At 63.7% G+C, this 12,376-nt stretch carries 11 protein-coding genes; 2 read left to right on the forward strand and 9 right to left on the reverse strand.

The window, feature by feature from the left end:
• Positions 1 to 265: 265 nt before the first annotated feature.
• Positions 266 to 1,018 carry an IclR family transcriptional regulator domain-containing protein gene (locus OKW29_RS34410; RefSeq protein ID WP_018418696.1) on the reverse strand — a complete coding sequence of 251 codons (753 nt, stop codon included), beginning with the start codon at positions 1,016 to 1,018 and terminating at the stop codon, positions 266 to 268.
• A gap of 236 nt (positions 1,019 to 1,254) precedes the next feature.
• Between OKW29_RS34410 and OKW29_RS34415 the strand changes: the two genes are divergently transcribed.
• Positions 1,255 to 2,184, forward strand: a complete 930-nt coding sequence (locus OKW29_RS34415; protein WP_429294078.1) for a DMT family transporter — start codon at positions 1,255 to 1,257, stop codon at positions 2,182 to 2,184.
• A 79-nt stretch (positions 2,185 to 2,263) separates the two neighbouring features.
• Here the strand turns inward: OKW29_RS34415 and OKW29_RS34420 are convergent, their stop codons facing one another.
• The 5 genes from OKW29_RS34420 to OKW29_RS34440 all read right to left on the reverse strand — a co-directional run bounded on the left by OKW29_RS34420 (position 2,264) and on the right by OKW29_RS34440 (position 7,760).
• Positions 2,264 to 2,515 (reverse strand): hypothetical protein, encoded by a 252-nt coding sequence (locus OKW29_RS34420; RefSeq protein WP_184034717.1) that lies wholly within the window; start codon positions 2,513 to 2,515, stop codon positions 2,264 to 2,266.
• 782 nt (positions 2,516 to 3,297) lie between these two features.
• A complete protein-coding gene (locus tag OKW29_RS34425; RefSeq protein WP_429294989.1) occupies positions 3,298 to 4,215 on the reverse strand; it encodes a DUF2242 domain-containing protein in 918 nt (305 codons plus the stop codon).
• Between the two features lie 195 nt (positions 4,216 to 4,410).
• On the reverse strand, positions 4,411 to 5,103 hold the full coding sequence (locus OKW29_RS34430; protein WP_429294079.1) for a lytic transglycosylase domain-containing protein: 693 nt from the start codon (positions 5,101 to 5,103) through the stop codon (positions 4,411 to 4,413).
• A 126-nt stretch (positions 5,104 to 5,229) separates the two neighbouring features.
• Positions 5,230 to 6,501, reverse strand: a complete 1,272-nt coding sequence (locus OKW29_RS34435) for a cytochrome-c peroxidase (RefSeq protein WP_429294990.1) — start codon at positions 6,499 to 6,501, stop codon at positions 5,230 to 5,232.
• A 23-nt stretch (positions 6,502 to 6,524) separates the two neighbouring features.
• Positions 6,525 to 7,760: an alkaline phosphatase family protein gene (locus OKW29_RS34440; RefSeq protein WP_429294080.1), complete on the reverse strand. Its 1,236-nt coding sequence runs from the start codon at positions 7,758 to 7,760 to the stop codon at positions 6,525 to 6,527.
• Between the two features lie 240 nt (positions 7,761 to 8,000).
• Here OKW29_RS34440 and OKW29_RS34445 point away from each other — a divergent pair, with 240 nt between their 5' ends.
• Positions 8,001 to 8,261 (forward strand): DUF6723 family protein, encoded by a 261-nt coding sequence (locus tag OKW29_RS34445; RefSeq protein WP_184035068.1) that lies wholly within the window; start codon positions 8,001 to 8,003, stop codon positions 8,259 to 8,261.
• A gap of 51 nt (positions 8,262 to 8,312) precedes the next feature.
• On the opposite strand, the gene OKW29_RS34450 is transcribed toward OKW29_RS34445, so the two are convergent.
• The 3 genes from OKW29_RS34450 to glmU all read right to left on the reverse strand — a co-directional run bounded on the left by OKW29_RS34450 (position 8,313) and on the right by glmU (position 12,313).
• Entirely contained in the window at positions 8,313 to 8,912 is a 600-nt protein-coding gene (locus OKW29_RS34450; RefSeq protein ID WP_090802595.1) for a rhomboid family intramembrane serine protease, read from the reverse strand.
• 162 nt (positions 8,913 to 9,074) lie between these two features.
• On the reverse strand, positions 9,075 to 10,892 hold the full coding sequence (glmS, locus tag OKW29_RS34455) for a glutamine--fructose-6-phosphate transaminase (isomerizing) (RefSeq protein ID WP_429294081.1): 1,818 nt from the start codon (positions 10,890 to 10,892) through the stop codon (positions 9,075 to 9,077).
• Between the two features lie 59 nt (positions 10,893 to 10,951).
• Positions 10,952 to 12,313, reverse strand: a complete 1,362-nt coding sequence (glmU, locus tag OKW29_RS34460; protein ID WP_429294082.1) for a bifunctional UDP-N-acetylglucosamine diphosphorylase/glucosamine-1-phosphate N-acetyltransferase GlmU — start codon at positions 12,311 to 12,313, stop codon at positions 10,952 to 10,954.
• Between the last annotated feature and the right edge of the window lie 63 nt (positions 12,314 to 12,376).

Raw genomic sequence — 12,376 nt, forward strand, 5'->3', positions numbered from 1 at the left:
GTGTTGATCCCCAAACCAGACGACTGAGTCAATGTGAATGAATACAGCTGCACGGTAGAGCGGCTGGACTTCGAGGTGCCTTGTGCGCCCCGCGGGAGAGTATTACCCAGGCGTAGGCGGTTTGTCATGCGCAAAACTCGATATGTATTTTCCGGGAGACAGCCTGCTTTCAGCGTGCTTTCATCTACCTGCAATGCGCACCAAGGACCCTACCAGGTCACCGTGAAGCCGCCGCCCGCGCGCCTCGCCGACCGCTTCGCGGCGCTCAAACCAGGTTCCGTAGCAGGCTCGCGGTCTCCTGCAGCGCCGGCAAAACGCGGTGCAGCGCGGCGTTCGCCGACTCCTCGCCGATCGGCATGCTGACGCTGATCGCCGCGACCACCGTACCGTGCCGGTCGCGCAGCGGGACCGCGACGCCGCGCACACCGATCTCGAGCTGCTGGTCGGTGACCACGTAGCCGTTGCGGCGGATTTCGCCAAGCACTTCTCTGAGCCGTTCGACGGTCGAATAGGTGTACGGCGTGAAAACCTTGATCGGATACGACGCGAGCCACGGGTCGATGCTGTCGGGCGGCTGGAACGCGAGCAGCACGAGCCCCGCCGACGATAACGGCGCCGGCGCGCGCGAGCCGGTCACGAAGCCGACCGCCATCGCCCGATTCACGCCGTTGCGCGCGACGTAGACGACGTCGTGTTCGTCGAGGATCGCGACCAGCGCGGTTTCCTGCACGGTCGCGGTGATCCGCTGCAGGAACGGCTGCACCGTGCGCGGCAGCCGCGCCGAATCGAGGTAAGACTGGCCGAGCCGCAGCACGCGCGGCGCGAGCCAGAACAGCTTGCCGTCGGTGTCGACGTAGCCGAGTTCGCGCAGCGTCAGCAGATAGCGGCGCGCAGCCGTGCGCGACAGGCCGGCGCGCGCGGCGACCATCGTTGGCGTCATGCGCGCGTGCTCTTCGTCGAATGCTTCGATGATCGCGAGCGCCTTCGCGGCGCCCGCGATCCAGTCCTTGTCGTCCATGTCGTTTGCTCGTGGAAGGAGCGGGGGATCGCGGTCCGGTCCGCAAGTCGCTTGATCACCGCGATCCGCAGGCCGGCGACCGCACGGCCGTTGCGCGATTATCGCGCGACTCGCGGGGCTTGCCTGCCCGGCGCGCGACGCCCGCGTATCATGTGAGCGATTCCTTACCGGCTGAGCACCGCGTGGCGCGCCTGCGCGGCTTCCCAGCGCGATCCCAAGACAAATCAGAAGAAATCTTGAATCCCGATACCCGCCAACACCTGCGCGCGAACGTGCTGATGCTGATCGCCGCGATGATCTGGGGCTCCGCGTTCGTCGCACAGCGACTGAGCCTCGATACGATCGGCCCATTCCTGTTTACCGGCTTGCGCTTTCTGCTCGGCGCGCTCGTCGTGCTGACGATGATCGTCTGCGTGCGCCGGGCGGCGCTCGCCGAGCTGACGAAGCGCGCGCCCGGCGGAGCCCGCGAACTGCTTGGCGCGGGCGGGCTGCTCGGCGTCGTGCTGGCCGTGTCGATCTCGCTGCAGCAGATCGGCCTGCAGTACACGAAGATCGCGAACGCGGGCTTCATCAGTTCGCTGTATGTGGTGATCGTGCCGCTGCTCGGCGTGCTGTTTCGCCACCGGACTGGCCTCGGTACGTCGCTTGGCGCGCTACTGGCGGCCGTTGGCATGTACTTCCTGAGCGTCGACGAGCACTTTTCGATGCTGTACGGCGACTGGTATCAGCTCGCCGGGGCGCTGGTGATTTCCGCGCAGATGATGCTGGTCGGCCGCTTCGCGGCGCGCCACGACACGCTGATGCTCGCACTCGCGCAGTTCGTGACCTGTGGGCTCGTGTGCCTGTCGATCGGCCTTGCCGTCGAACCCTTTAGCGCCGCGATAATTGCACGAGCCGCGCCGACGATCGCGTACGGCGGTGCGTTATCGGTGGGCGTCGCGTATACGATCCAGGTGGTCGCGCAGCGCTACGCGGCGCCCTCGCATGCGGCGGTGATTTTCAGCATGGAAGGCGTGTTCGCGGCGTTTGCGGGCTGGCTCGTCCTCGGCGAAACGCTGACGACTCGCGCGTTGTTCGGCTCTGCGCTGATGCTCGCGGGATTGATCGTGTGTCAGATACTGCCGGGTTGGAAACGCGCCCGGCAGCATGCGCCGCAGGTGATGTGATTTACAGCGTTATAAAACGATTCGACGCCAACGCTCGGTGCGCGATGCGCGCCGACAGGCGTCTTGCCCCTTCGCCCAACTATGCCGCGCGCGGATGAGCGAATGGGCTCGGCGTATCGGCGGTTGGCGGAAACACGCACCAGCAGCCGTCGTCGTGGCGAAAGAAGAACAAACCCCGCCCGCCCTGTTCCGGCGACGTCTCCACCCGCACATAGCGCCGCCCGCCCGCACGTGTGCGGCTGAATTCCGTCACGTGAACCGGCTCGGCCGGCGATGGCGAAAGCCACTTCTCGACCAGAAACCGCAACGACTGTTCGCTCGCGGCTCTCATGATCTGCTCCGGAACAGCTTGTCGCGCTGCTCATCGCGCGTGGACTCGGGACTGTCGTCGTCGCGAGCGGCGTCGCCGTTCTCGGCGGCCTCGGCGGCTGCCAGCGCCATCATCCGACTGGTCGCGACCGCGCGCAACGAGCTGCAATGGGCCGCATGTCGAATGTCCGACAGAAGACGGACTAGCTGTCGTGCTGATCTGCGTTTCATACATCCCCCGCACTGCACCAGAAACCTCACAAAGCACTTTAACTCTATGCCGGATTGTTCGCTGGGCAAATGGTTTTGACTAAATAGCAACAGTTGCGCTTGCAATACGAAGGCGCGCAATCTTCGTACCGAGTTATCAATGTGCGCGTTCGGTGGGCGGAAATCTGTGCGTTGGCGAGCCCTTCGCGGCGCGCGAACCGTCGATGCGGGAGCAACGGGAAGTGTCGGTCGGAGGCGTGGTTATCCACAGCGACCTCTGAATAACTTCGGGATAGCGCGACGAACAGCCTGTGCGCGAAATCTTGATAAAGATCAGGGTCGGCTAACGGTGTTCGAACTTATCCCAGTTATGTAGTTTTTCTACCGACGTGTTCCGCAGGGTTATAGGTTTCGCATGATGTTGAAGCGGCGCGACATTTGCGACTTATCCACAGAATCGGTTAACCCTTGTTAACTACTACTACGTATGTATACGTATCAAGTAAACACCATAAGGTGGATATCGCTGCGCGCCTGAATCAGAGGCTGATCGGACCTTGATTCAGCCTCGATGCGAAAGCCGCTGCGCGGCTGTCAGGGCACCAGAGGCGCCGTGCCGCTCGCGGGTTCGATCGCTGCAGCCTGGCCAATCGGGTCGGCGGGCTGGACCGGCGAGGATGTCGACGGTGTCGTCAACGGAAGCGGTGCGGGTGCGGTTAACTGCACTGGCGCGGGCGCTGACTCGACCGCCTGAGCCGCAGCTGGTGGCGTCACGGCGACAGGCTTGTCGGTCGTCGGTTGGGCGAGCGCTGGTGACGTCGTCTGAACCGGCACGGTCGACGTCGCTCGAACTGCAGCGGAGGTGGTCGCCGCTACCGGCTCGGGTACCGGCTCAGGGATCGTCAGTTGAAGCGGCGCTGCTACCGGCATCGGCAGCGTCCGCGTCTCGATCGGGCTGCTCGTCACCGGCTGCGTGCGCACGACCGTCTGCAAGTAATGATCGACGAGACCGAAAAAGCGGTCATAGAACTTGCCCGACGGAATCGTCTCGCTCGAGATCTTCACCATCGCGTCGCTATTCGAGCGAATCGGCAGCGACAGCGAACCGAGGACGCTGAGCCCGACGCTCGCCGACGTATCGCTCTTCTTCAATGCGAAGCCGTTCTGCACCGCGTTCACGTACACGATGCTGGTATCGGCCGCCTCTTCGCCGGGCGTGCACACGACGTGAAATTCGACGACCACGTGCGAATCGCCTGTCGGCTGAAAATTCTTCGTGCCGTCGACGGTATCGGGACGCGACATCGTCGTCAGATAGCCTTGGCTCAGCAATGCGCGGCGCGCGGCTTCGCAGCTATCGCCCGTACTCGAATTGAAATTGCGCGCGTACGGGCTTGCGCCGGTTTCGAATAGTTCCTGAGTGAATTGGGGTTGCGGCGTGCTGCTGCATGCCGTGAGCGCGACCAGCCCGAACAGGGCCGCGGCGGTGGTGCGGGAAAAGGGGTTCTGCATGATCAATTGCAAGAAGCGCCTCGTGGGCGCGAATGGAAATGCATTGTAGAGCGGGCAGCGTCACGTGCGTAAAAAGCGTGCAAGGTACAGCCCGGACCCTATTACAGCGGGAAACAGGGCGTCAACTTGAAGCACGCCGCCGCGCCCTCGCAGTGCAAACGGGCGAAAATGCGAGAAGAGACCGCGCGTGCGTGCCTAGTTCGACGTCGTGCGCGCCGAGCCCACCGTCGCGGCCGAAGTCGACCCAGAGGTCACGGCCGACGATGCCCCGGCTGCCCCTCTCGCGGCGGGTGCCGCGGATGCAATGAGCGCTGCCGGCACGCTGAACGCGTCGGCCCACGGGTTCGCGCTGGCGCAACGATCCGCCTCGCACCACGCGGCCCGCCCAGCGGCCCCGGAAGCGCCGTCAGCGGGTGTCGCAACCGCCGCGAAATCCTCCACGCGCAGATTCACCTTCTGCGCATAGGCCTTCGAGCCGCCATAGCTCTTGAGCGCGGTATTCAGATCGCCGTTCGCCGAGCGCATGTAGCCGTACAGAATCGCCGAGCCAGCTTCGATGTTCGCACCCGGCTCGGTCAGATCCTTCACGTTGCGCAGCAGGCCGCGGTGCGCCTGCGGCACGACCTGCATCAGCCCCGTCGCGCCATTGGCGCCGCGGGCTTTTTCCTTGAAGCGGGATTCGATCGAGATGATGGCGAGCAGCAGCGCCGGAGGAAGGGAGTATTTGTTGGCGGCGGATTGCACCGCGTCGGAGATCTTTTGAGCCTTTTCTTTGCCCACACCGAACTTCTGCGTCAGGTACGCCGATATTCGGTCGGTGTTTTCGTCGGCCGCCGCGGTTTGCGCGAGGCTGAGCGAAAGCACGATCAGGCAAAGTAACCGGCTCATAGTGGACGTCGGAGGAAGCAAAGATCCGCGCATTATAGCGCCGCTTCGTCGGGCGGCGCCTCTCCTCGGCAATTTTTTGTCTTTTAAATCAAGGGTGAGCGGAACTCGTCCCGCTTTCCGATGGGTTCATTTGACCGCTTTTGACTTCAGGTCATAGCCGTCGCTCAGCGTCGCGAGGAACGCGGCGACGTCGTCGATATCACGCTCGGACCAGACCGGACGCTCGCCCGTTTTGCGCGTCAGCGGCTCGTTGGTCGTATCGACGTTCACGCGCAGTGCGACCGGCAGATCGTTGAATTTGTCGACTTTGCCGTGCGCATCCCTTGGATACCACTTGTCCGGGTTCGTATCGCGTTGCACGTAGAAACGCAACACCTCTTTCAGCGTGTGGAAGCGACCGTTGTGAAAAAACACGTGACGCGTCGCGGTATTGCGCAGCGATACCGACTTGAACAGTCCGCAGTTCAGCTTGTCGCTCTGATCCGTACGCAATGGTCCGCACAGGCCCATGTCGAAATACTTCGGATCGGCGTTGACCTTCAGTTCAGCGTTGCGCGGCACGCCAAGCGCCTGAAAGTTGAAGTCGGTGAAAAGCGGATGAGCGCCGTTCACGCCCGACTGGTCGATATGACAGGATGCGCAATTGCCGCCGGCGGGGTCGTCGAACAGTTTTTTGCCGCGCAACTCTTGTGCAGTTAGTTGCACTTTCCCATCCAGGTAGTAGTCGAACTTGCTCGTGTACGGATGAAAACTCGGGTCTTCGAGCTCGAAGCGCTCGATCGCGTACATCGCCTGGGTGAACGCCTTGGTCGGATCGGCAAAAATGTTCTGGCCGAATACGTCCTTGAAGCGCGCAGCGTATGGTGCGCGCTGCATCTTCGCGAGCAATGCGGCCGGATCCTTGTTGGCCATCTCGTTCGGATTGAACAGCGGGAAGTTCGCCTGATCGTGCAGATAGTTGAAGCGCCCGTCCCAGCCGAAGCCGCCGACCGGCGCGTTGTCCGTTTCGCTGAGCCGCTCGGACAGGCTCGCCGCCTGCGCATGCGTCCAGATCGGCGTACGGTTCAGCACGTAGCGCAGGCTCGGCACCGCGCGCGTGCCCTGCTGATGCAAGTCTACGCCGCCCAGTTGCGCGGCGAGACCGTTGGGCGGCCCGTACGCGTGCTCGGGACTGTGACAGCTCGCGCACGACATCTTGCCCGAGGCCGACAGCGCCGGATCGAAGAACATCAGTTTGCCGAGCGCGGCGGCGTCGCTATAGACGGGCTTCGCATCGGCGGATGCCGGTGTCGCATTCGACGCAACAACGCGCGCCGCACCGGCGCCCCCCAGTAACGCGCCGCCCATCAGGGCGGCGAGCGCTATCCGACGCGCGCTCGCGCGCGCCGTGAATCGCATGACAGAAGACAGCATCGAGTCTTTTACAGGTTCGTGAAGATGTCGCTGCCGAACCCCACCAGACCGGCCTGTCCCGCATAACCAAGGTGGTCCAGTTGGAAGATGTCCTCGATGCTCTTCAGCATCGAATAGTGGTTGTACGGCACCGTGGACACCGTACCCGGCTTGATGAACTTCGAGATCATCACGGCGCCGGTCTGGTCGCCGCCGTAGCTCGACTTGGTCAGGTTGATCGTGATGCCGTTATAGGCGAGCGACGAAGTCTCCGGGAACGACGGCAGGTTCGGGCCGGGTTGCTGGCTACAGCAGGTCGTGCCGGCAAATATCAGATCCTCGCCCGACGCGGACTGCGTGACCGTCGCGTAGCTGCTTTCGTCGAAGTTGATGATCAGCAGGCCATCCTTCTGGAACGCCGGCGATGCGGTGATGATCGGCACCCACTTCTGCAGGAACGTGTTCGCGCTCGTCAGGCCGCCCGGCTGGCCGTTCACGCAAGGTGCGTCGTGGCCGTCGTCGCACAGGTTCGGCGTGATCAGGTTGAAGTTCGCCGTGGTCGAGACCGATTGCAGATCGTTCTGCAGGTTATTCAGATTGACGACGTGCTGTCCGCAGTCCGGCGAATCGATGATCGAGTGGAAGTACATGAACGGATTGTGGCGCGTCGCATACTGGTCGCCGAGCGGCACGGCCGCGCTCGGAGCTTCGGCCGACTGCGTGAGGTCCGTCGTGTTCAGCGTCGGATGGCCGCAGGTGGCCGCTTCGCGCGACGGATCGTTGCCCATGTCGCCTTCATAGCCCTTCCACGTATAGCCCGCTGCCTTGAGTTGGTCCGGCAACGTCTTCGCGCTGGCCGGATACACGCAGCCCGAGCCGATCGCCTGGCCATCGGACGTCATGCCGGTCAGCTTGAAGTCCTGATAGGTCATGCAGTCGTTGTCGGTCTCGTTGGTCGGCGACTGGCCGCTGATCATCGAGATGTAGTTGTCGAGACTCACGTGGCCCGTGCCGTAGTACTGCTGCACGAGCGCGCCTTGCGATGCCAGTGTTTGCGCGAGATACGGCGCTTTGGTGTTGGCGCCGAATGTGGTCGCGTAGTTTTCGTTTTCGAGCGTGATCACGAAGACGTGGCGAATCTGCTGCTGTCCGGTCAGTTGCAGCCCGCCGGACGAAGAAGACGAGCCGCAGGCGGCCACGATCAAAGCGATTAAAGCCGTGCAAGCGGCCATGATGAGTGCGCGTAGCCCAATGCGGTGTGACATGTTCGTTGCCCTCTGTTGCTGTCTCTTTGTTGCCCTGTCGGGAATGCGGTTTTATTTGCGGGCAGACTTTATGGAGCGCCTATGACATTGCGGTGAAAGTTGACGTTAGTTCACCGATAAAACCATTGGCGAACCAGCGGGTTGCCGACTCGATTCACGCTTCGCGCCAATTTGAGACAATGCGCGTCGGCCGCGCACATCGTTGCGCGCCGCCTCAACGAACAACCGATGTTTTCAGCTATGAGCAAGACCGCGTTTATTCCCAGCGTCCCCGGCACGTCGGAGGACGACTTCGAGATTTCGGCGAGCGCGAAAATGGCCGGCTACCGGCGCTTCTTCGGCGTGTTGAAGGTGCTGCGCACGACCGACGGCCGCGTGCTGTTTCCATTCGATGGCGCGCCCGAACTGGGCCCACACGCGAGCCGACTCGAAGCGCTCGCGGCCGCGCAGGTGTATGGCGAACACATCGTCGCGAGCGATCTGGCGCGGCCGGAGTTGTAGGTTTCGTCGATCACCTGGCGATATGCCGATACGCGAAAAAATGCGGGTGGGTCAGCGCACGCGTACCCGGTTTGCCGCGCCGGCCCCCGCACGCGCGGCGAGCACACCACCGAGCACGCCGCCGACATGGCTCTGCCACGACACATCCGGATAGATCGGCAGTACGCCGAACAGCAGGCTCAGACCGTAGCTGCTGACGACGACCAGGGCCACGAGGATCGACACGAGATTGCGCGTGTAGTAACCACGCGCAACCAGGTGACCCGCATAGCCGAACACCAGCCCGCTCGCGCCGATATGCACCGAATACGGCGCGCCGAATAGCCACGCGCAAAGACCGGCGCCGAGCATCGCGCCGATGGTCGCGCGCCAGAAGCCGGCGATGTTCGGCCACGTACACAGCCAGCCGAGTACGACGAGCCCGCTCGTGTTGGCGGCGATGTGTCCGACGCTCGCATGCAGCCACGGCGCGAACAGGATGCCCTGCAAGCCGTCGAGCGAACGCGGCACGACGCCGTGTTCGTTCAGATGCAGGAACGGCAACGCAACCGACAGAAAGAACACCGCCCACATCGAACCGACGAACAGCGCGATTAGCACGACGCGTGACTTCAGCTTTTCGGTTAGCGTGTTGGGAGATGAGGTCTTCATGATGACGAGGCCACGTGGGATGTCGACAGAGGGTAGTCGATGTGGCGTCGTCACGTCGAGGCATCGTGGAAAGACAGATGCCGATGGTGTTTCGTCCGCCGGACCGCATGGCGGCGCGGCTGATCGCGTGAGCTTGCGGCCCGGTTTGCCGCTACGTCTTCGTCACTCCACCGTCACCGACTTCGCCAGGTTCCGCGGCTTATCCACATCCGTGCCACGCGCACAAGCGGTGTGATACGCGAGCAACTGCAGCGGCACGACGTGCAGGATCGGCGACAGCAAGCCATAGTGCTCTGGCATCCGGATCACATGCAGCCCTTCGCCGTTGACGATCTTCGTATCGGCATCGGCGAACACATAAAGCTCGCCGCCGCGCGCGCGCACTTCCTGGATGTTCGACTTCAGCTTTTCGAGCAGCGCGTCGTTCGGCGCGACCGTCACCACCGGCATCGCTTCGGTCACGAGCGCCAGCGGCCCGTGCTTCAGCTCGCCAGCCGGATACGCCTCGGCGTGGATATACGAAATCTCCTTGAGCTTCAGCGCGCCTTCGAGCGCGATCGGATAGTGCATGCCGCGTCCGAGGAACAACGCATGTTCCTTGCGCGAAAACTCCTCCGACCACGCGATGATCTGCGGCTCCAGCGCGAGCACGCTGTTGAGCGCCGCCGGCAGGTGGCGCAACTGCTTCAGATAACTCGCTTCCTGCTCGTCGTTCAAACGTCCGCGCAGCTTCGCGAGCGTTGCCGCCAGCGTGAACAGCGCAACCAGCTGCGTCGTGAATGCCTTGGTCGACGCGACGCCGATCTCGCGGCCCGCGTGCGTGAGGAACGACAACTCGGTCTGCCGCACCATCGCGCTCGTGCCGACGTTGCAGATCGCGAGCGTGTGCTTGTGGCCGAGCTCCTGCGCGTGCTTGAGCGCCGCGAGCGTGTCGGCGGTTTCGCCCGACTGCGAAATCACCACCACCAGCGACTTCGGATTCGGCACCGACTCGCGATAGCGATACTCGCTCGCGATCTCGACCTGAGTCGGAATCTTCGCGAGCGATTCGAGCCAGTACTTGGCGGTGAGCCCCGAGTAGTAGCTGGTGCCGCACGCGAGAATCAGCAGGCTGTCGATGTCCGCGAACACCTGGCGCGCGCCTTCGCCGAAGATCGAGGCATCGAACGCGTCGGCCTGCGGAATCGTGTCGGTGATCGCGCGCGGCTGCTCGAAGATTTCCTTCTGCATGAAGTGGCGATACGGGCCGAGTTCGACCGCGCCGCCATAGGCCGCCACCTGGCGCACCTCGCGTTGCGCGGCCTCGCCCTGGCGATCGGCGATGCGCACGCCATCGAGCGACAGTTCGCAGACGTCGCCTTCCTCGAGGAAGATGAAGCGCTCGGTGCTGCCTGCGAGCGCGAGCGCGTCCGATGCGAGGAAGTTTTCGCCGTCCCCGAGCCCGACCACGAGCGGCGAGCCCTGACGCGCGCCGACCACCGTATGCGGCTGATCCTTGTGCAGCACCGCGATCGCATACGCGCCGTGCAGTTGCGCGATCGCCTCGCGCACCGCAGCGAACAGGTCGCCGCGATACAGGCTATGGACCAGGTGCGCGATAACCTCGGTGTCGGTCTGCGAGACGAACTCGTAACCCTTGCCGCGCAGCATTTCGCGCAAGGTCTCGTAGTTTTCGATGATGCCGTTGTGTACCAACGCCAGCGCATCCCGCGAGAAGATCGGGTGCGCGTTGTCGGTGACCGGTGCGCCATGCGTGGCCCAGCGTGTATGCGCGATGCCCGTCACGCCTTCGAGGTGACCGTCGCGCACCTGGCCTTCGAGGTCGGCCACGCGCGCGACGCTGCGCGCGCGGCTCGGCCCGCGAGCGCCGAGCACGGCGACGCCGCACGAATCGTAGCCGCGATATTCGAGGCGTCGCAGTCCTTCGACCAGGACGGGAACGATATTACGTTGCGCAACCGCGCCGACAATGCCGCACATGGTGTATTCCTTTTCAGTGCCGGATTCAGTGAGCGCGCCTCGTGGGCACGCCGTATCGATCAGCTTTTCTTTTTGACAGGGCGCACGTAGCCCGTCTTGCTCGTCTGGGTTTTATCGTTCAACACCAGCGCGTCGGCGGCGACGTCCTTCCACACCGTGGTGCCGGCCGCGATCGTCGCGCCGCGCTGCACGCGCACCGGTGCGACCAGTTGCGTGTCCGAGCCGACGAACACGTCGTCCTCGATCACGGTGCGGAATTTGTTGGCGCCGTCGTAGTTGCAGGTGATCGTGCCCGCGCCGATATTCACGCGCGCGCCGACATCCGCATCGCCGATGTAGGTGAGGTGGTTGGCCTTCGAGCCATGACCGAGCACCGCGTTCTTGATCTCGACGAAGTTCCCTACATGAGACTCGTCTTGCAGCGCCGCGCCTGTGCGCAAGCGCGCATACGGACCGACAACGGCCTTCGCGCCGACTTCCGCGCCTTCGATGTGGGTGAACGCATCGACGCGCGTACCGGCGCCGATACTCGCGTTGCGAATCACGCAGTTCGGCCCGATGCTGACGTTGTCGGCCAGCGTCACACGGCCTTCGAACACGCAGTTGACGTCGATCGACACGTCGCGGCCGCATTCGAGCGTGCCGCGCACGTCGACGCGCGCCGGGTCGGCGAGCGTCACGCCCGCGACGAGTAGTGCGTCGGCGACATTGCGCTGATGAATCCGCTCGAGCTCGGCGAGCTGCTGCTTGCTGTTGACGCCGAGCGTTTCCCACTCGTCGTCGGGCTGCGTGGTGACGACTTCGAGGCCGGCTTCGATCGCCATTTCGACCGCGTCGGTCAGATAGAACTCGCCTTGCGCGTTGTCGTTTTTGAGCGCCGCGAGCCAGCCGGCAAGGCGCGCGGTCGGCGCGACGATGATGCCGGTGTTGATTTCGGCGATCTTCAGCTGCTCGGGACTCGCGTCCTTCTGCTCGACGATGCGTTGCACGTTGCCGTGCTGATCGCGCACGATGCGGCCGTAACCGGTCGGGTCGTCGAGCGTGACGGTGAGCACGCCGTAGCCGTCCTGGCCGGCACGCCCGGTAAGTGCGCGCAGCGTTTGCGCACGCGTGAGCGGCACGTCGCCATAAAGCACCAGCGTGGGCAACGATGGATCGAGCAGCGGCAGCGCCTGCTGCACCGCGTGGCCGGTGCCGAGCTGTTGCTCCTGTACCGCGAACTGGATATCGGGCGCCGCGACGGCTTCGCGCACGGCTTCGGCGCCGTGGCCGATCACGACGATCAGGCGGGCGGGCTTCAGCGCGCGGGCGGTGTCGATGACATGAGCGAGGAGCGGCCGGCCGGCCAGAGGATGGAGCACCTTGGGAAGCGCGGACCGCATGCGCTTGCCGGTACCTGCCGCCAAAATGACGATGTTCATGGCGTCGGCAAATAGACGAGTTTGGAGCGGACGATTCTATCATGCTGCACCTGCAAAAAAGGC

Source organism: Paraburkholderia sp. CI3 (assembly GCF_050436505.1).
GTDB lineage: Bacteria > Pseudomonadota > Gammaproteobacteria > Burkholderiales > Burkholderiaceae > Paraburkholderia > Paraburkholderia tuberum.

What these genes read in the sequence shown, in the direction of transcription:
- OKW29_RS34420 (WP_184034717.1), bottom strand. Translation starts at nt 2,515, where the DNA reads ATGAGAGCCGCGAGCGAACAGTCGTTGCGGTTTCTGGTCGAGAAGTGG.
- OKW29_RS34445 (WP_184035068.1), top strand. Translation starts at nt 8,001, where the DNA reads ATGAGCAAGACCGCGTTTATTCCCAGCGTCCCCGGCACGTCGGAGGAC.
- OKW29_RS34425 (WP_429294989.1), bottom strand. Translation starts at nt 4,215, where the DNA reads ATGCAGAACCCCTTTTCCCGCACCACCGCCGCGGCCCTGTTCGGGCTG.
- OKW29_RS34410 (WP_018418696.1), bottom strand. Translation starts at nt 1,018, where the DNA reads ATGGACGACAAGGACTGGATCGCGGGCGCCGCGAAGGCGCTCGCGATC.
- OKW29_RS34430 (WP_429294079.1), bottom strand. Translation starts at nt 5,103, where the DNA reads ATGAGCCGGTTACTTTGCCTGATCGTGCTTTCGCTCAGCCTCGCGCAA.
- OKW29_RS34435 (WP_429294990.1), bottom strand. Translation starts at nt 6,501, where the DNA reads ATGCGATTCACGGCGCGCGCGAGCGCGCGTCGGATAGCGCTCGCCGCC.
- glmU (WP_429294082.1), bottom strand. Translation starts at nt 12,313, where the DNA reads ATGAACATCGTCATTTTGGCGGCAGGTACCGGCAAGCGCATGCGGTCC.
- OKW29_RS34450 (WP_090802595.1), bottom strand. Translation starts at nt 8,912, where the DNA reads ATGAAGACCTCATCTCCCAACACGCTAACCGAAAAGCTGAAGTCACGC.
- OKW29_RS34440 (WP_429294080.1), bottom strand. Translation starts at nt 7,760, where the DNA reads ATGTCACACCGCATTGGGCTACGCGCACTCATCATGGCCGCTTGCACG.
- glmS (WP_429294081.1), bottom strand. Translation starts at nt 10,892, where the DNA reads ATGTGCGGCATTGTCGGCGCGGTTGCGCAACGTAATATCGTTCCCGTC.